Origin of the sequence: Alysiella filiformis, assembly GCF_014054525.1 — a bacterium.
GTDB lineage: Bacteria > Pseudomonadota > Gammaproteobacteria > Burkholderiales > Neisseriaceae > Simonsiella > Simonsiella filiformis.
Map to the genome: position 1 here is coordinate 2,030,800 of NZ_CP059564.1, position 19,186 is coordinate 2,049,985.

16 protein-coding genes are annotated in these 19,186 nt (G+C 47.8%); 4 read left to right on the forward strand and 12 right to left on the reverse strand.

Annotated elements, in window-relative coordinates; translation table 11 throughout:
- Window positions 1-27 precede the first annotated feature (27 nt).
- From H3L97_RS10005 to H3L97_RS10015, 3 genes are all read right to left on the reverse strand, one after another.
- Entirely contained in the window at window positions 28-405 is a 378-nt protein-coding gene (locus tag H3L97_RS10005) for a response regulator (RefSeq protein WP_218839666.1), read from the reverse strand.
- 71 nt (window positions 406-476) lie between these two features.
- Window positions 477-2,645 carry an ATP-binding protein gene (locus tag H3L97_RS10010; protein WP_097113420.1) on the reverse strand — a complete coding sequence of 723 codons (2,169 nt, stop codon included), beginning with the start codon at window positions 2,643-2,645 and terminating at the stop codon, window positions 477-479.
- A gap of 35 nt (window positions 2,646-2,680) precedes the next feature.
- On the reverse strand, window positions 2,681-3,724 hold the full coding sequence (locus H3L97_RS10015; protein ID WP_097113419.1) for a galactose ABC transporter substrate-binding protein: 1,044 nt from the start codon (window positions 3,722-3,724) through the stop codon (window positions 2,681-2,683).
- 250 nt (window positions 3,725-3,974) lie between these two features.
- Here H3L97_RS10015 and H3L97_RS10020 point away from each other — a divergent pair, with 250 nt between their 5' ends.
- Window positions 3,975-5,234: a glutamate-5-semialdehyde dehydrogenase gene (locus H3L97_RS10020; protein ID WP_097113418.1), complete on the forward strand. Its 1,260-nt coding sequence runs from the start codon at window positions 3,975-3,977 to the stop codon at window positions 5,232-5,234.
- 64 nt (window positions 5,235-5,298) lie between these two features.
- On the opposite strand, the gene H3L97_RS10025 is transcribed toward H3L97_RS10020, so the two are convergent.
- The 9 genes from H3L97_RS10025 to H3L97_RS10065 all read right to left on the reverse strand — a co-directional run bounded on the left by H3L97_RS10025 (window position 5,299) and on the right by H3L97_RS10065 (window position 13,346).
- A complete protein-coding gene (locus tag H3L97_RS10025; RefSeq protein ID WP_097113416.1) occupies window positions 5,299-5,892 on the reverse strand; it encodes a cell division protein in 594 nt (197 codons plus the stop codon).
- A 4-nt stretch (window positions 5,893-5,896) separates the two neighbouring features.
- Window positions 5,897-7,654 carry a biotin--[acetyl-CoA-carboxylase] ligase gene (locus tag H3L97_RS10030; protein WP_097113415.1) on the reverse strand — a complete coding sequence of 586 codons (1,758 nt, stop codon included), beginning with the start codon at window positions 7,652-7,654 and terminating at the stop codon, window positions 5,897-5,899.
- A gap of 108 nt (window positions 7,655-7,762) precedes the next feature.
- On the reverse strand, window positions 7,763-8,050 hold the full coding sequence (hpf, locus tag H3L97_RS10035) for a ribosome hibernation-promoting factor, HPF/YfiA family (RefSeq protein WP_097113414.1): 288 nt from the start codon (window positions 8,048-8,050) through the stop codon (window positions 7,763-7,765).
- A 160-nt stretch (window positions 8,051-8,210) separates the two neighbouring features.
- Window positions 8,211-9,569 carry an RNA polymerase factor sigma-54 gene (rpoN, locus tag H3L97_RS10040; protein WP_097113413.1) on the reverse strand — a complete coding sequence of 453 codons (1,359 nt, stop codon included), beginning with the start codon at window positions 9,567-9,569 and terminating at the stop codon, window positions 8,211-8,213.
- A gap of 248 nt (window positions 9,570-9,817) precedes the next feature.
- Complete coding sequence (lptB, locus tag H3L97_RS10045) at window positions 9,818-10,546, reverse strand: LPS export ABC transporter ATP-binding protein (protein WP_097113412.1); 729 nt, start codon at window positions 10,544-10,546, stop codon at window positions 9,818-9,820.
- A 17-nt stretch (window positions 10,547-10,563) separates the two neighbouring features.
- Complete coding sequence (gene lptA / locus H3L97_RS10050) at window positions 10,564-11,091, reverse strand: lipopolysaccharide transport periplasmic protein LptA (protein ID WP_097113411.1); 528 nt, start codon at window positions 11,089-11,091, stop codon at window positions 10,564-10,566.
- Window positions 11,069-11,647, reverse strand: coding sequence for an LPS export ABC transporter periplasmic protein LptC (gene lptC / locus H3L97_RS10055; protein WP_097113410.1), 579 nt, complete (start codon window positions 11,645-11,647; stop codon window positions 11,069-11,071). The genes lptA and lptC overlap by 23 nt, the downstream gene beginning before the upstream one ends.
- A complete protein-coding gene (locus tag H3L97_RS10060) occupies window positions 11,644-12,183 on the reverse strand; it encodes a KdsC family phosphatase (protein ID WP_097113408.1) in 540 nt (179 codons plus the stop codon). The genes lptC and H3L97_RS10060 overlap by 4 nt, the downstream gene beginning before the upstream one ends.
- A gap of 194 nt (window positions 12,184-12,377) precedes the next feature.
- On the reverse strand, window positions 12,378-13,346 hold the full coding sequence (locus tag H3L97_RS10065; protein WP_097113407.1) for a KpsF/GutQ family sugar-phosphate isomerase: 969 nt from the start codon (window positions 13,344-13,346) through the stop codon (window positions 12,378-12,380).
- A 157-nt stretch (window positions 13,347-13,503) separates the two neighbouring features.
- Between H3L97_RS10065 and ftsW the strand changes: the two genes are divergently transcribed.
- The 3 genes from ftsW (at window position 13,504) to ppc (ending at window position 18,783) form a co-directional block, all read left to right on the forward strand.
- The gene (gene ftsW, locus H3L97_RS10070; protein ID WP_097113406.1) at window positions 13,504-14,796 is read left to right on the forward strand and encodes a putative lipid II flippase FtsW; all 1,293 of its coding nucleotides are present in this window, start codon (window positions 13,504-13,506) and stop codon (window positions 14,794-14,796) included.
- The gene (gene murG, locus H3L97_RS10075; RefSeq protein ID WP_097113405.1) at window positions 14,793-15,863 is read left to right on the forward strand and encodes an undecaprenyldiphospho-muramoylpentapeptide beta-N-acetylglucosaminyltransferase; all 1,071 of its coding nucleotides are present in this window, start codon (window positions 14,793-14,795) and stop codon (window positions 15,861-15,863) included. Before ftsW ends, murG begins: the two co-directional genes overlap by 4 nt.
- Window positions 15,864-16,083: 220 nt before the next feature.
- Window positions 16,084-18,783 (forward strand): phosphoenolpyruvate carboxylase, encoded by a 2,700-nt coding sequence (gene ppc / locus H3L97_RS10080; protein WP_097113404.1) that lies wholly within the window; start codon window positions 16,084-16,086, stop codon window positions 18,781-18,783.
- The last annotated feature ends 403 nt before the right edge of the window (window positions 18,784-19,186 follow it).

Sequence of the window (19,186 nt, forward strand, 5' to 3'; positions counted from 1 at the left end):
CATTTCAGGCAGCCTTTTTGGTATTTTTTATTGAATTTTGCGATAATTTTCCACCATTTTGCCCAAAGCAGAAGTCAGTTGCTCATCGGTAAATGGCTTACAAATAAAACCACGCGCCCCATATTGTAAAGCGCGTAAACCCGTTTTGCGGTCAGACAATGCCGACACCACCAAAATATTCACATTAGAATCCAAGGTTTTCAACTTTTGAATACACTCCAAGCCGTCCATATAAGGCATGGTCAAATCCATGGTAATAAACTGGGGGCGATGCTGCTGAAACTGAACGATGGCTTCTTCACCATTTGCCGCGCTTGCCACAACTTCCATTTGTAACTGTCTCATACCGCGTTCAATGCGATTTCTGATGACGTTTGAATCATCAACAATCATTAACTTATACATTTTGCTTTCTTTCCTCTGGTATTTTAATCGGTGCAGCACACACAATCTGCGACCGCACCGATTATTTTAACTTATTTCTTGGGGAAAGAGAATGTAAACCGCGTGTATTGCTCAAACGCGCTTGCCACATTCATTTTTCCACCCATTTGTTTGACCGACTCTTTGATGATGCCCATGCCCACGCCCTTGCCAGCGTCTTCCGAAGCGTGGTCAAGCGTGGAAAAACCATCGCTCATCATCAAAGCCAATAATTGATTGCGGCTCAACTGGGCAACTTGTGCTGGGCTGTATTGTCCCTGCTCCACAGCCTTGGCGCGAATTGCGTCAAAATTGATGCCATTGCCATCGTCTTCGGCAGTCAAATGATAGAAGTTTTTGTCTTCGCTAAACGACAATTTCAATTCACCAATGGCAGATTTTTGTCGCGCTTGACGCACATTTTGTGGCTCAATACCATGCACCACCGAATTGCGTAAAATTTGCACCAAAATGTCTTGAATCGGCTGCCATTTGGCGTTGTCAAACTGGGCTTTTTCAAAACCTTGCACGGTTAAATTGGCTTGTTTGTGTTCGCGCTTGGCAATGTCTTGCACAAATTTTTGCAAATGCGCCAAACGCGCTTGCATCGGATTTTGGCTGCCTGAACTGCCTTTTTCAGGCTGCTGCACGGCATTTTTCACGCTTTCGCCCGAGCCACCATTCATGCGTTGGCTATAATTGTCCAAAATATCGGTTAGGCGATACAAATCTTCCAGCAACACCACCAAACCCAAAAAGTCCTGACCATTCAGGCTGGATTGATTGCGTAAAACGCCCAAATTGTCTTCCACATTTTCGCAAATGTCCACCATACGGCGCAAACGCAAAGAAGACGATTCGCCCTTGATACCGTGAATCGCACGACCGATGAAATTCACTTTTGCGCGCAATTCCATTTGCCCCGTTTCTTCCGATTTCAGGCTTTCGTTGATTTCGGTTAAACGCTGTTTGGTAACTTGAATAAAGCCCGCCAAAATGCCCGCATCGGTATTCAAAATGGTATTGAGCATTTCCATTTCGCGTTTTTCTTGCTCTTGTTGCGCTTCCAAGCTCGCTTGCAGCAACACCGCTTGCGTGCTGTCCACCACGTTCACCAAGACGCGTTCAATTTTTTCATTTTGGGTTACGCGGAAAAAGCGGAAATCCAAATAACGCGGCTGACCGTTGCTTTGCGTAACCACAATACGGTGCAATGGATTCAAGTCTTCAATCAAATCTTCCATTACCCATTCGCTGTAAAGCTGTTCCACAAACACTTGCAGCGTTTCAATTTCGCTTTCAGGCAGCAGGCTTTCGGCTACGTCCAAAAAGCTCTTGCCACCCAAATTTTTGCTGCCAATCAACTCTTCCAAGTTGGCGGAATATTCGTTACCGATGACAAATTCTTTGTCAATCAAGAACAAACCTTCGCGCACCGACGACATGATTTCGCCCATCTCTTGGTTGGCGCGTTCCAGCAAGGCATCGCCTTTAAGTAATTGACCAAACGAACCAAACACAATCAAACCAAACAGCAAAAACGCGCCAATCAATGCCGCCAACGTAATCATTTGCACAATATCCGAACGGTACACAACGTGTGCGTTCAAAATATTGGTCATGGCTTGGCTTTCATTCAGCAGCGTTTGGTTGTACAAACGGGTATAATCCACTAAATAAGTACTGGTTTTTGCTGAAATTTTATTGCTTTGCGTGTCTTCAATAAAATTGTCAATCAAACCCAAGTAAGGATTCCAAATTTCGCGAATGCGCTCGGCGTGTTGTTTGGCTTTGCCCGATAAGGCAGGCACTTGCACACCTTGAAATTCACCACCTTTTTCAAAGGCTTGCAACGACTGCTCAAAATTGTCTTTCAAGGTTTTGATTTCGCTGATGCGGTTTAAACCATCTTGGGGTAACTCACTCAATTCAATCACGCCTGCTTCATGCTGTTGTGCAGCCGATTGGTTGGCGTGTTCATGCTCTTCTTCGTGAATTTGTTGTTGGATATACAAATCCACGTCCATCAAGTTTTTGGACATTTGTTGAATGAATACGCCCTGTTGGGTTGCCAAGCTGGTTACTTGCGATTGTTGCGTGAAATAGCGTGTTGAAATAAAGTTGGCAATCAACATGCCCACCGTTAAAAGCAAAAACAGACCAATCAATATCAGCAAACCGCGATATTTTTTTAAGCCCGTAGCAGAATTTTTTGTCTTCATTTACTTTAACCTTAATCAAATCAAAAATTTGCTGATTATTGAATTGCCATAAAATCTTTGATGTTGTCGCTGTGAATGTCTTGATAGGGCACTTTCACAACTTTGTATTCCATTTCATAGGGTACACCTTCTAAAACGGGTTTACCTGCCGCCAAATTGGCTGCCATGCGTACTGCGGTGCGCGATTGTGCATCAAAATCGTTGAACACCGTGCCTGCCATGCTGCCTGAATTGAATGCCTCCAAAGCCGCTTTTGAACCATCAATGCCAAACACGGGGATTTTTTGATTGTTTTGTTGCAAAATCTCCACCGCGCCCAAAGCCATGGTATCGTTGTTTGCCAAAATCACTTCCACATTGGCAAATTCAGGCTGCGCCACCCATTTGGTCATCAATTCTTTGGTGGCTTGCGCTTGGAACATACCGTAATCTTGCAAAACTTTTTGCACAGGCACACCCAAGCTGGGGTAATTTTCCATGGTGCCGACCGACCATTTGGTACGCGCCATGGCACCTGCGTGATTGGGAATGCCTTCAATCATGGCATATTGGATTTTGCCGTCTTTGTTTTTGTCCCACTGTGGGTTGGCTTGCCATGCTTTTAATACTTGCAAGCCTTGCAACACGCCAGCTTGGGCGGCATCACCGTCCACAAAATAAGCCGTGTCGCAAGCTGCCAAACTTTTTTCATTTGGGCTGCGGTTGATGTAAACCACAGGGATTTTCTTGTCGCAATATTTTTTGACCATTTCTGCGCCAAAGCCCACGTCTGCCAAATTCACAACCAAGGCTTTTGCACCGCGTTCAATCATGCCGTCTAATTGGGTGTTTTGTTTGTCTTGTTGGTTGGCGGCACTGTCCAGCAGCAGCGTGAGGTTGCTTTGCTCTTTGCCCACGTTTTCCATGGATTTGTACATGCCTTGGAAAAAGGGGTTGGTTTCAATACTGCTTACCGATGCGCCAATGGTGGATTGCGGGAATGGCACATTGCTGGAATCGTTTTTTTCGGGATTGGGCGTACACGCACCAATAAAAAATGTCCCTATAAAAACAGGCAGATAAATCCATTGATTTTTCATTATCATGTATCCCTAATCTTTGTAAAAATCTGATGGTTTGCCATTCTAGCTGATTTTGCCAACAAATTCAAAAAAACAAACATTTCTTAACAATCAGAAAAAAACCATGTAATAGAGTTACATATCCTTGATTTCTGCTATAATTCATGCGCCATGTTTAAGGCTTTGTATTATTTTGTCAATTTTTGCATTTCTTGCGTCAAAATGGGTTTTCAGGCTGCCTGAAAAGCCGTTTTAAAGGAAAACCATCATGTCCGATTCACAACAATATATTGAAAATAAAGCACAATGTGCGCGTGTTGCATTTTACCAACTGGCACAAGCCAGCAGCCACGATAAAAATGCGGCATTACAGCGTTTGGCGGATTTGATTCTGGCAAACCAAAATGCCATTTTACAAGCCAATCAACAAGATATGCAAAATGCCCAAGCCAAAGGTTTGGACAATGCCATGCTTGACCGTTTGCAGCTCAACGAAAAAAGCCTTGCCGCGATGTGCGAGGGCTTGCACCAAATCATCGCGCTGCCCGACCCGATTGGGGAAATGGACGAATTTCGTTTGCGCCCCAATGGTTTACGCATTGGCAAAATGCGCGTACCGCTTGGCGTGATTGGCATGATTTACGAATCGCGCCCCAATGTTACGGTGGACGCGGCGGCTTTGTGCCTGAAATCGGGCAATGCTTGCATTTTGCGCGGCGGCAGCGAGGCGTTTCACAGCAATATGGCTTTGGCAAAATTGATTCAACAGGCTTTGCACGAAACTGGGCTGCCTGAAAACGCGGTGTGTTTTGTGGCAAGCACCGACCGCCAGCACGTTGGCGATATGCTACAAGCCGTTGATTTGATTGATGTGATTATTCCGCGCGGTGGCAAAAGTTTGGTGTCGCGCATCAGCCAAGAATCGCGTGTGCCTGTGATTAAGCATTTGGACGGCATCTGCCACGTTTATATTGATGAATTTGCTGATAAAACAAAGGCTTTAAACATTGCTTTCAATGCCAAAACTTCGCGCTACGGCACTTGCAACACAATGGAAACGTTGTTGATTCACACCAGCCGTGCGGCGGAAATTTTGCCACAACTGGCTGATTTGTATGCCACAAAATCGGTTGAATTGCGTGGCTGCCTGAAAACACGCGCAATCCTGCCCCACATTCAGGCTGCCAGCGATGAAGATTGGGCAACCGAATACCTTGCACCCATTTTGTCCATCAAAATGGTGGACAATGAGGACGAGGCAATTTCCCATATCAATCAATACGGTAGCCACCACACCGACAGCATTGTTACCGAAAACTACACGCTGGCAAACCGCTTTTTGCGCCAAGTGGACAGCGCAAGTGTAATGGTCAATGTCTCCACGCGCTTTGCCGATGGTTTTGAATATGGCTTGGGTGCGGAAATCGGCATTTCCACCGACAAAATTCATGTGCGTGGCCCTGTGGGTTTGCACGGTTTGACTTCGCAAAAATGGATTGTGTTGGGCGATGGGCAAATTCGCGTTTAAACCTTGAAAAAGCCAAAAGCTGCCTGAAAACTTTTCAGGCAGCTTGTTTTTGTTTTTTGGGATTTTATTTATTGCACGGTGCGCGGTGTAATTGACCATAACGCCCCACCACAGCTTGAATCGCCCCAGCCTCTTGGTCGCTCACCGACATGAACAACACATTCATGCGCGATGTGCTTTGTCCACCTTCATCTCCTGTGTTTTCAACCACTTGACGGCTTGCTGCATGGGGATATTTGCCCAGCAAACCTTTAATGCGATGGTAATCGTCTTCGGGCAAACTCACACGCGCGGAGCAATTTTTGTAGCTGGCTTGTGGTTTTTCCAATGCTTCCAATTTGTGCGTGTTGCCATTGCCACCCTTATCTTTAACAAGTGGTGGCTGTGGCTTGGGTGGTTCGGGTTTCACAACTGGGGGCTGTTTGATGACATTGGGGCTTGTATTGCCACCTGCGCCTTTGCCCAATACCACGCCACTTGCGGCAAGGGCTGCTGCACCGTTGCCACTTAAATCATTGGCGTGAATGATGATTTGTGTGGGTTGCTGCGCTGTGGCAACGGCAGGTGCGGGTTTGTATTCTTTCCACATTTTGCCTGCAATCATGCCTGCAAACACAATTAAATTCAAACCAATCAAGGTAATAAAAAGCCATTTCATGTTGTCATTGTCTTTCTGTATTCAAAATACTTGATGGTGCTTGCTCTATGTAGGCGAGCAAGCCGTAAATAACCAAATTATCTACAATTTTGACGGTATTGTCTAAAAGAAAAGTTTCGGGCAGCGCATTGGCAACTTTTGCTGCGCCGCCACCTGTGATGATGACATCGGTTGGGCTGCCTGAACATCGCGCTTGCAAACGGCTGTGCATCAACATCACAGAGCCACACACCGCGTCCATCATGCCGCCTGCTATGGCATTGGCGGTGGTGGTGGGAAAGGGGAACAATTTGCCAAGTGGTTGATTTAAATTGGCGGTTTTGATGGCAAGCGACTCTTTCATCAAGTGAAACCCTGGCATGATTGTCCCACCCAAATAATGCCCATCGGCTGTCATCGCATCAACCGTAACCGCCGTACCGCAACTGACCACCACACACGCATTTTGGCTAAACAAGCGGCTGCCCAAGGCATTGAACCAACGGTCGGCACCGTGTTGAGCTGGATTTTGGTAGTGATTGTACACCCCCAAAGCGCGTTTCATTGATGACAACCATTCTATGCGCTTTTCAGGCAGCCTGTTTGCCACCAAAGCCTGTTTCGCCAAACCGCACACCGCCGACCCCACAATGCGCGACACGTTTTGTCCGTATTTTGCCCACTCATCTGCCAAAATGCCCAAATCACGATAGGGCGCGTGGTTGGTATGCACAATTTTGCCATTTTGCACCCACGCCCATTTTAGGCGACTGTTGCCACCGTCCAACAGCAAATAGGCTTTTTGCGCCATTTGGGCTGCCTGAATGTGCTGGGCATTTTGTTGTGCGATTTGTTCGGGGCGGCGCAAACTGACTTCGCCACTGAAAACCGTTACCCTATTGCCCGATTCATTTTGTAATTGCAATGCACCGTTTGGCGCAATGCCCACCACTTTGCCTTCGTGCAACACCGCGCCATTTTGCAACAACACCACTTCCTGATTGTGGTCGCGGTGGACGGCTTCGTATTCAGCGCGAAACGGGGCAAAACCTGCCGTTTCAAATTCAGGCAGCATGAGATTCAATTCGTGCAAAATGTCGTCCAAAATTTGCGCGGCGGTGCTTTTGCATTGGGCGGTGTGCAGCGAGGCGGCATTTTCCACATTTTTGGGCAAAACAAAATTGATGCCTATGCCCATAATCACATGGGTTTGACCGTTTAAGCGCACCGATTCCACCAAAATGCCGCCCAATTTATCCAAACCCAACATCAAATCGTTAGACCATTTGATTTTCACAGGGCAATGATGGCGCACCAACACACGCTGACACGCCAAAGCCACCAGCAAAGACAAAGCCCCAAGTTCCTGTTGTGATTGAGCAAAAGTCCAACCCACGCTGAACATCAGGCACTCGCCCAAGCGGTGTTCCCACACCCTGCCTTGTCTGCCGCGCCCTTTGCTTTGCTGATACGCCAAGGCAACGCGCTTGTGTATGCTGCGCCCTTGTTTTGCCATATTCATCAATTCATCGTTGCTGGACGTGGTTTCAGGGTAAATCCGCAAATGAAAATCGGCACAACGATGCGATTCGGGAACCAACGCCAAAGGACGCACCAATCGCCACAAACCATCTTGCTGGCGGAGCAAACCGCGAATGTGGTCGGGTTGCTGTTGCCACAAGGCATTGAGCTGCTGCGGCAAACGCTGGCTGACACGCGCCAATTCGGTAATGTGATGAGGTTGCGCGTCTGCCAATAAAGTGAGTAACTGTGTGTGTGGCATAAATGTGCAATAAAGCTGCCTGAAAAAGCATTATTTTAACCGATTTTAACAAAAAAAGCTGCCTGAAAACGATTCAGGCAGCCCATTTTCCATTTAAGGGGTAAAATTTTAATGGCGATTGGCTTTTTCCTTGTGTTGCAAAATGGCGCGGTCAAGTTTGTCCATCAACACATCAATGGCGGCATACATTTCACTTTCAATGGCTTCAACGTGCAAATCTTTGCCCGCCAAATGTGCTTGTGCGGCGGCTTTGTGCTGCGTTTTTTCGGCAGAAAGCGTGATATTGACACTAATCAAGCCATCGCTGTGGCGATTGATGCGCGACATTTTCTTTTCAACGTATTCACGCATGGCATTCGTTACTTCAATGTGCAAACCCGTAATGTGCAGATTCATGATACCAACTCCTAAAAATGAGCGACACAGAAAAACCGTTTAAAATCAACATTTAAACAGCAGAAAGTAGCATGAATTTCAGTCTATACCAAAAAAACAGCAATCGCAAGCGTTCAGGCTGCCTGAAAACCTGAAACCCTTGTTTTAAAAAAGAATAAACTCAACATTCTTGTCGTCCGCTCGCAGCCGCAATGCCGAGCAAATCGCGGTATTTTGCCACCGTGCGGCGCGAAATGCTGATGCCTTGTTGTTTGAGCAAATTCATTAACTCATTGTCGCTATACGGTTTTTGCTTGTTTTCAGCATTGATGATTTGCACCAGCAAAGCCTTAATCACATTTTGGCTGATGCCCTCATCGTCTTCGCCCGTAACCGCCGTTTGGCTGAAAAAGTAGCGCAAGGGAAAAATGCCACGCGGACACGCCAAATATTTCTGATTGACCGCGCGAGAAATCGTGCTTTCTGCCAAATCCAAATATTGGGCGCATTCTTTGAGCAACATTGGCACCAAGCCCATTTCGCCAAATTCAAAAAAATCCTGTTGTCTTTCAACAATGTATTCGGCTATGCGAATCACGGTGGATTTGCGTTGATTGAGCATATCCACTTTTTGTTTGGCTTCGGCGTTTTTTTCTTTCCAAATGGGGTCAATTTCTTCGGCTTCGTTGAGCGCGTCTGCCAATTCAGTGTTGATTTGCACGCGCGGAAAAACGTGGTCGTTGCTTTGCACCACCCAGCCTTGTGCGGTTTCCTTTACGCTCACTTCGGGCTGAATGTAGGACGTTGGCTCATCGCTGGCAAAACCATAAGCAGGATAAGGGTTTAAATCGGCAATCATTTCCAAGGCTGCCTGAATGGTTTCGGCTGGGTATTCAGGCAGCTTTTTGCTTAAAAAATTGATGTTTTGTTTTTGACTGGGGCGCAATTCGTCCAAATGGTCTTTCACAATCATGGCGGCACAACGGCGCACATGGCTTGCTGGCAAACGCGATAATTGGTGCAACAGCGATTGATTCAAATTGGCGGTGGCGATGCCTGCTGGTTCAAAATTTTGCAAATTTTCTATTGCAATTTCAATGTCTTCTTCACAAAGCTGCCATTCCAAAGGGGTGTGGTCTATGATGTCTTCCACGCTTTCGGTTAAATAGCCATGCTCGTCCAAAAAATCAATCAAAACATGAACATGAGCCGCTTCCAATTCGGTAAGTGGGTGTTCGCAAACTTGGGCGTGCAAATAGTGATACAAATTTTCTTCTGCTGCCAAATTTTCCCACGCATTTTCGGCATCATCGCCGCCCAAATGACGGTGGGTTTGCGAAATGGCTGCCGATAAACGATTGGGTTCAAGCGGACTTTCAGGCAGGGGCGCGCGTTCCAGCAGAGGGTTGTCGGCAAGCCAATCTTCCACCTCTCGCTCAATTTCCTGACCTGACATTTGCAGCACGCGCAGGGAATATTGCAAGTTTTGGCTTAATTGCTGGGTTTGTCGCAGTTTGAGTTGAAGATGATTGGAAGTCATAACTTTAACCTGTTTTCAGGCTGCCTTTCAATGGACAACAAAATGAAATACGGGCTGAAAAATGAAATACGGGCTGAAATCTGCCCCCTCCCCCTTTGAAGGGGGGAGGGCTGGGGTGGGGGTTAGAACATTGGCGAGCCCCCCCACCCTAACCCTCCCCCGTCAAACGGGGGAGGGAATGTGTTTCAGGCAGCCCAAATGTGTTTGCCCTTTTCAAAAGCTGCCTGAAAAACATTTTTCTTTATCAATCAATAAGTAAAATTATCGCCCAAATACACTTTACGCACTTGTTCGTCATTGACCAACTCATCGGGTTTGCCCGATGCCAACACCGTGCCATCGCTGATGATGTAGGCGCGGTCGCAAATACGCAGGGTTTCGCGCACATTGTGGTCGGTAATCAACACGCCTATGCCGCGTTGTTTCAAAAATTCAATGATTTTTTGAATGTCAATCACGGCAATCGGGTCCACGCCTGCAAATGGTTCGTCCAGCAAAATAAAGCGCGGCTGCATCGCCAACACACGCGCAATTTCCACGCGGCGGCGTTCGCCCCCCGACAGGGCAGGCGCAGGACTGTGGCGCAATCGCCCAATGTTCAAATCGTCCAACAATTTGTTCAGTTGTTGTTCAATTTCATTTTTGTCGCGCAAACGGATTTCCAAAATGGCGCGAATGTTGTCTTCCACCGTCATTTTGCGAAAAATGGACGCTTCTTGTGGCAAATAACCTATGCCTGCTTGGGCGCGTTCGTGTATGGGGCTGTGGCGCAATTCTTTGCCGTCCAGCGTAATCGTGCCATTATCGGCGGCGATTAAGCCGACTATCATGTAAAAACTGGTGGTTTTGCCCGCACCGTTGGGCCCGAGCAAACCAATGACTTCGCCACTCAAAATATCCAAAGAAAAATTTTTGACAACTTGGCGTTTTTTAAAGGTTTTTTGTAAACCTTTAACGTGTAAATGTGATGATTTCATTTTCAGGCTGCCTGAAATTATTTTTTGTTTTTATTGACGGTGGTGGGCTGAATGATGACGCTCACACGACCGCCTTTTTTCGCACCCGTAACATTGCCCCCCAACACGGTGTACACTTCGGTACGCATATTGTAGGTAATCACATCGCCCACCGCCACATCGCCACCGCGTTGCACTTTGGCGTTGCCCGACAGTTTGACCAAACCTGTGGCAGACGCATATTCCACCCTTGTGCCTTGACCTTCTACATAGCCTTTGTTTTCAAGCTGTTGCCCGAATTTAACGGGGTTGCCTTCGGCATTCATGGTTTGGTTGCCGCTTTTGTCTTGGCTCACGCGCACATTGGCGGCACGAATGTTCAGGCTGCCTTGTTTGATAATCACATTGCCTGAAAAGGTGGTAACTTGGTTTTTTTGGTCAAGCGAGCCTTGGTCGGCTTCAATGGCAATGGGTTGATTGCGGTCGCTTTCCAAAGCGTGGGCGTTCAGGCTGCCTGCAAGCAAAATAATCCCCAAAATGGGTTTAATTTTTGTGTTTAAAATCATAAATGATGGCTTTCACGTTGCTGGGCAAATCCAGTTTGCCGCTTTTGTGGTCGTAAAACAAGCCGTTTGCGCTGCCGTGCGATTTGCCGTAGGTAAATTCAACAGGCGCATCGGTTTGTGCGGTTTGGGCTTGGGTGTGAACAAGCAAATGGTCGGTTTTCACTTGTGCGGCAGGACGGCTGGCGGATTCGGGCGCGGTCAGCACCACTTCGTTTTGCAAAATGGCGGTTTTGTTGTCCAAATGATAACGCGCTTGGTGGCTTGCCACGGTGTATTGTTCTGTGCCTTTTTCGTGGATTTTGAGTTGGGCATTGTCCAAAAAAACCTCTTTTTGGTCGGGCAACTGCCATGCTGAATCGGCGGTGATTTGCTCTTTCAGCCAGCCTTGTTCATCAAAGCGTTTGCCGTGCAAGGTTTGTAAACTGTATTGCGGTTTGGTGGGGTCGAGTTTCACTTCTTCCACCGACACTTCGCTCACACGTTCCAGCCACGCCGACAATCCGCCCAAAATCAATGCCAAAGCCAAAGGAAACAACAAATTGCGAAAACGATTCATGACACATATCCGTTTAAGGCTGCCTGAAACGTGTTTTGCGCCATCATAATCAAATCGGTTACTTCGCGCACCGCGCCCATGCCGCCCGATTTTTGCGTGATGTAGGCGGCGCGTTGCTGCACGGTAAAATGCGCGTTTTGCACCGCAATGGGCAAGCCGCAACGCACCATCACGGGCAAATCAATCACATCATCGCCCACAAAAGCGCATTCATTTTCAGCAACTTGGGCGATTTCGCACAACTGTTCGTAAGCCAATTTTTTGTCGTGTACGCCCTTAAAATAATGCGTGATGCCCAGTTGTTCCGCGCGAGTGGCGACTGCGGGGTCGTTTCGCGCGGTGATGATGGCGGTTTGCACGCCTGTTTGTTGCAACATTTTGATGCCGTGTCCGTCCAAAGTGTGAAACGGTTTGATGATTTCGCCCGTGCTGGCAATAAACAACTGCCCTGTGGTTAAAACGCCGTCCACGTCCATAATCAGCAATTTGGTGTGTTGAGCGCGTTGCAACACGCTTTCAGGATAATGGGGAAACATGATTCAGGCTGCCTGAAAAGTAAATATTGTCATTGTAGCAGAATTTGGCACAGAAATTGCGTTATTTTCATTTATTGCAAAAACAATATCTTAATCATCAGAAAATTTTTTTTCATTGGCAAAACAAGGCAAATGGCACACATTTTAATTTGCGTAAAATTGGGTTAGCTTTTTTCAGGCAGCCTGAATGCGTTTTACACAATCCGCGCTTGCAATAAATCGTTCATGTTCAATGCGCCAATCAGTTGATTTTTTTCGCAAACCAGCAATCCGCTAATGCGTTTTTGTTGCATCAATTTCAAGGCTTCGCTGGCAAGTTTGTTGGCGGTAATGGTGGTGGGCTGGGTTTTCATCACATCGTTTACGGTTAAATCGGCAAAATGGTCGCGCGTTTCAAACAGGCGGCGCAAATCGCCATCGGTCAAAATCCCTTTCAGGCAGCCTGCAACATCGCACACCGCAATCATGCCCAAACCTTTTTCGCTCATCGCAACCACCGCGTTTTTGAGTGGCGTGTGTTCAGGCACAGCAGGCAATTTATCGCCCGTGTGCATGATGTCGCCCACCGTGAGCAGCAATTTGCGCCCCAAGCTGCCTGCTGGGTGGCTGAACGCAAAATCTTCGCGGGTAAACTGACGCGCTTTAAGCAGCGCAATCGCCAACGCATCGCCCAAAGCCAACACCGCCGTGGTGCTGGACGTGGGCGCAAGCCCCAAAGGACACGCCTCTTGCGACACCGCAGCCTGAATGTGAATATCGGCAAACCGCGCCATATTGGATTGCGCCTTGGCAGTAATGCAAATCAACGTGATGTTTTTGCGTTTGAGCGCAGGAATAATCGCCAAAATTTCATCGCTTTCGCCCGAATTGGACAAAGCCAGCACCACATCGCCATCAACAATCATGCCCAAATCGCCATGCGCCGCCTCCGCAGGGTGGACAAAAAACGCTGCCGTGCCTGTGGAAGCCAGCGTTGCCGCAATTTTATGCCCAATATGCCCCGATTTGCCCATGCCCATCACAATCACGCGCCCCGCACAACGCAAAATGCTGTCGGCAGCCTGAATAAAACTGTCGCCCAAAGATTGTGCCACTTCATCAATGGCCTGCATTTCGGTGTGCATGGCATTTCTTGCCCAAATCAAAAAATCGTGTTTTTGCATGATTTTGCGTCCGTTTGTGGATAAAATAAGCGCATTTTAACGCAAAACACCAGCCCAAAAATAAATTTGCCCCAGCAGCTTAAACTGGGGGCAATTTTCCGCTAAAATACCCCCTTTTGCGCCAATTTGGCTGCCCGAATTTCACAATCCCAACAAAATGAATTTACTTAAAAAAATCAATCAATCCAAACTACTAGACCGCGATTTAAGCACACAAGGCAACCACGACAAAACCCTGTTGTGGGTGTTGTTGTGTTTATTGGCATTTGGTTTAATCATGGTGTATTCCGCATCGGTGGCACAGGCAGGCTTGTCCAATTTTGACAATCGCAACGTTTTTTTCATCAAACAGGTGCAATTTGCGGGATTTGGTTTGTTTTTAGCGGCGATTTTGATGCGTGTTCCCATGTGGCGTTGGCAACGCTGGACGTTTTTCCTGTTGCCACTGACGCTGGTGGTGCTGTTGATTGTGGGCATTGCAGGCGAAGAAGTGAACGGCGCACGGCGGTGGCTGCCCCTACCAGGGGGGATAAAATTCCAGCCCAGTGAAGCGTTTAAGCTGGTTACGATTATGTATATGGCAAGCTTTTTCAAACGCCGACTGGACGTGTTGCGCGATTTCAAGCGCGTGAAATGGATTGCCCTGCCTTTGGGCTTGGGCGTGGGTTTCATTTTGATGACGCGCGATTTGGGTTCGGCAGCCGTGGTGTTTGCCATTGCTTTGGCTTTGCTGTTTTTGGCAAACCTACCTGGAAAATGGTTTGTGTTTGTGGTGGGCGTGGCGGCAGCGATTGTGTCTATGGTGGTGGTAACGTCCGAATTTCGCATGCGCCGCATTGCCGTGATGTGGCAACCTTGGAAAGACCCCACAGGCACAGGTTATCAAAGCATGGGTTCGCTCATGTCCATTGAACGCGGTGGTTGGTTTGGCGAAGGCTTGGGCAATGGTTTGTTTAAACGCGGCTTTTTGCCCGAAGCGCACACCGACTTCATCGCCGCCGTGATTACCGAAGAATTGGGTTTGATTACCCTAACCGCATTGATTTTGTGTTATTGCTGGATTGTGTTTCGCGCCTTTTCCATTGGCAAACAAGCCCGCGATTTGGAATTGCATTACAGCTCATTCATCGCCATTGGCATAGGTGTGTGGATAGGCGTACAAAGTTTCATCAATATCGGTGTAAACATCAGCCTGTTGCCCAACAAAGGTTTGACTTTACCCTTGATTTCATATGGTGGCTCATCGCTCATCATCATGATAATCGCCCTAACCATGCTGCTGCGCGTGGATTATGAAAACCGCCGCAAAATTCGTGGCTTTGACGTTGCCGACCCACGCGACCCCAAAGAACCCGACCCAGACGCTGCCGACAACGAAACGCAGCCTGAAAACCCTACTGAACCCAAATCGGCTCAACCTAAACCCATTACACGAACGCGAAAATCATGAATCAAAAAACCTTTTTACTGATGGCTGGTGGCACTGGCGGACACATTTTCCCTGCATTGGCGGTGGCGCAATCTTTGAAAGAACAGGGACACCAAGTGGTGTGGCTGGGCAGCCAAAACAGCATGGAAGAACGCCTTGTTCCCCAACATGGCATTACGCTGGAAACAATCGCCATGAAAGGCGTGCGTGGCAATGGTTTGGCACGCAAATTGGCTTTGCCTTTTATGCTGATTAAGGCGATTCAGGCTGCCAAAAACATCATCATCAAACATCGGGTTGATGCCGTGATTGGCTTTGGTGGATTTGTTACCTTTCCAGGGGGCATTGCTGCCAAAATGTTGGATAAACCGATTGTGATTCACGAACAAAATGCGGTGGCGGGTTTGTCCAATAAAGTGCTGGCAAAATGGGCGGCGCGTGTGTTGTATGCGTTTCCCAATGCGTTTGCCGATTACCCCAATGGTTTGGTGGGCAATCCTGTTCGTGCCGATATTGCGCGTTTGCCTGCGCCAGAGCAACGTTTTGCCAACCGTTCAGGCAGCCTGAATATTTTGGTGGTGGGCGGCAGCTTGGGCGCACAAATTTTGAACGATTTGGTGCCACAAGCCCTTGCCAAATTGCCCGAACACGCACGTCCCAACATCACACACCAATCGGGCAAAGGCAAATTGCCTGCTTTGCAACGCGCTTATGAAGCGGCTGGTGTGTCTGCCAAGTGCATGGAATTTGTGGACGACATGAAATCGGCATACGAACACGCCGATTTGGTGATTTGCCGCGCTGGCGCATTGACGATTGCTGAACTCACGGCGGCTGGCGTGGGCGCATTGCTTGTTCCCTACCCCCACGCGGTGGACGACCACCAAACCGCCAATGCGCGATTTATGGTTTCTGCCGAAGCGGGTTTGCTCTTGCCGCAATCGCAATTAACTGCCGATAAATTGGCTGAAATTTTGGCGGGACTCACACGTCCAAGCTGCCTGAAATGGGCGAAAAACGCGCGTACTTTGGCATTGCCCAATAGCGCAAACGATGTGGCACAAATTGCCATTCACATTGCCGCATAATTCATCATCAATCAGGCAGCCTGAAACCTTGGCAAACTCATTTTCAAACTGATGTAGGGGCAGATTTCACATCTGCCCTTTTTGTATTCAAACGACTGATAAAATTAAAAATACCTGCCACATCAAACTCGGCTTTTTTGTTGTGGTGGTATTTTTATGCAACATGGCATACAATCTCTGTGTTAATTTTTTGTTAAAAATGGTTAAACGGAGTATCGCCATGCAATTCAATTTACTGACCGAAAAAGACGTGGATTTGGCTGCCGATGTGCAATTCATGACCCAATCACTTTATGCCGTGTTGGAAAATCATGCCGATGAAATTGTGGTTAATGCCGTCAAAATTTTGGCAAAAGCCCAAGATGCCAGCCAAGTGGTTACCACATTGTTGCCCACGCTCAGCCTTGAACAAACCGAAAACCTGATTACCGCCGTGGGCATGTTTGCACAAATGCTCAATATCGCCGAAGACGTGCATCACGAACGCCGCCGCTTGGCACACGAATGGGCTGGCGATGCCCCACACAATGGCGATGTGGCTGAAACCGTCAAAAAATTCAAACGCAATGACATCAACAGCGACCGCATTCAGGCAGCCTTAAACGCCACGCAAGTCAATGCCGTATTAACCGCCCACCCCACCGAAGTGCAACGTCAAGCCACGCTCATTTCACATCGCAAAATCCGCGCCCTGTTGCCGCGCCGCGCCCAATGCCACAGCGCAGAAGAATTGGCAGAATTGCAACGCGAAATGGACATTGTTTTGCTCACACTTTGGCAAACCAGCGAAACGCGCCATTTCAAAATCAGCGTCAAAAGCGAAATCAACAATGGCGTCAACATTTTCCCCATGAGTTTTTTTCAAGCCATTCCCAAATTGTATCGCCGCTTGGAAAAGCAGTTTCAGGCAGCCTTCCCCGAAATCCACATTCCCGACATTTTGAAAATTGGTGGCTGGATTGGTGGCGACCGCGATGGCAACCCCTTTGTTTCGGCTGAAACTTTGCGCGAAGCCTTTACACGCCACGCCGATGCCGCATTCCACCACTACCGCAAAGAATTGGAAGCCTTGTACCAAGAATTGCCCCTGTCGGTGCGCCGCGTGAATGTGAGCGATGGGGTGTTGGTGCTTTCAGCCAAATCGCCCGATACCGATGTGGCGCGTCAAGAAGAACCCTATCGCCGCGCCATTGCCTACATTTTGTCGCGCATGGTGGGCAAGGCGCATGAATTGGGCGTGCCTTTGGGATGCAAATTTGGCGTGGGCAAGCCCTACACCAGCGTGGCGGAATTTTTGCACGATTTGCGTTTGTTGCAACATTCCTTGCGCGACAATGGCAGCGCGGTGTTGGCAAATGGGCGCATTGCCGATTTTATTCGCATTGTGTCGGTGTGTGGCTTTCATTTGATGCCGCTTGATTTGCGCCAACACGCCGACAAACACAGCGATGTGGTTGCCGAATTGTTTGCCAAAGCAGGCTTGGAAGATTATTTCAGGCTGCCTGAAAACGAAAAACAAACCGTTTTATTGCGCGAATTGAACAACCCACGCCCACTATTCAGCCCCTTTGCCCAATACAGCGAGGCGACTTGTTACGAATTGGCGATTTTCCGCGAGGCAAATTTGATTAAACAACAATTTGGCGAAGATGCCATTTCACAAAGCATCATCTCCAACTGCGAAAAGCCCAGCGATTTGCTCGCTTTGGCATTGATTTTAAAAGAAACGGGTTTGCTGACCAGTCAAAACGGTGCGGTTCAATCGCGCATCAACATCGTACCATTGTTTGAAACGATTGAGGCTTTGGCAAACGCTTGCCCGATTATGGAAACCATGTTTGGCTTGGATTGGTATCGCGCCCTGATTGCCAGCCGCGACAACATTCAAGAAATCATGCTCGGCTATTCCGACAGCAACAAAGATGGCGGCTACATCAGCAGCACTTGGGGCTTGTATCAAGCCGAAATTGGTTTGGTGGAAGTGTTCAAAAAACACAATGTCCGCATTCGCCTGTTTCACGGACGCGGTGGCAGCGTGGGTCGCGGCGGGGGGCCTTCTTATCAAGCGATTTTGGCGCAACCCGCAGGCAGCGTGGCAGGACAAATCCGCATTACCGAACAAGGCGAAGTCATCAATTCCAAATATGCCGACCCCAGCAATGCCGCGCGTAATTTGGAAACATTGGTTGCCGCCACTTTGGAAGCCACGCTGTTGCCCGACACGCAAGACCCCGATGTGGATTTGATGAACGCGCTGTCTGAAAGCTCATTCCAGCACTATCGCGCCCTGATTACGCGACAAGGTTTCATTGACTATTTCCTGCAAACCAGCCCCATTGAACAAATCGCCAGCCTGAACTTGGGCAGCCGCCCCGCCAGTCGCAAAACGTTGGCGCGGATTCAAGATTTACGCGCCATTCCATGGGTGTTTTCGTGGATGCAAAACCGCTTGATGTTGCCCGCTTGGTATGGCTTTGGCAGCGCGGTGGAAGAATTGTGCCAACGCGATTCAGGCAGCCTGAAAAAGCTGCAAGAACACGCCCAACACAATCATTTTTTCCGCACCATTTTGTCCAATATGGAGCAAGTGATGGCAAAAACCGATTTGACCTTGGCAGAACACTACGCCGCATTGAGCCAAGACCCCGAACACGGCGCAGCCATTTTCGCCACCATCAAAGCCGAATACCAACGCAGCCGCCAAGCCCTGCTTACCCTGCTGCAAGCCGAAGAATTGCTGATGGACAATCGCCCCTTGGCACGCAGCTTGGCATTGCGGATTCCCTATTTAAACGCGCTGGGTGGTTTGCAAGTGGCATTGTTGCAAAAATTGCGCCAAGAGCCTGATAATCAACACACTTTACGCATGGTACACCAAACCATCAACGGTGTGGCGCAAGGTTTACGCAACACGGGTTAAAATCCAAGTCAAAACAGGCAGCCTGAAATTAGTTTCAAGGCTGCCTTTTCATTGACCGACTACAATGTAATTAAAATACAAAAATACATTCATTTTCTGCTTTAAATCAAAAAAATGCAAAAATACCCAAACAAAAACACCATTTCCACCCCATTATCACGCCATAAAAATGCAAATTTTACTTATTTTAATGATTTTTCATGCTCAAAATTTTTTTCAATTTTCAAAATATATCATTTTTGTAATGATACTACGCAATAATCATTATTTATTTTCACAACACCCCAACAACTACTACACAAATTACAAAAACATTGTTAAACTACGCAAACATTGAAGTTGAGCAGATTTTTCTGTAATAAAACTACAAATTCCTTTTCACACTTCACTTTAATTTTAGGAG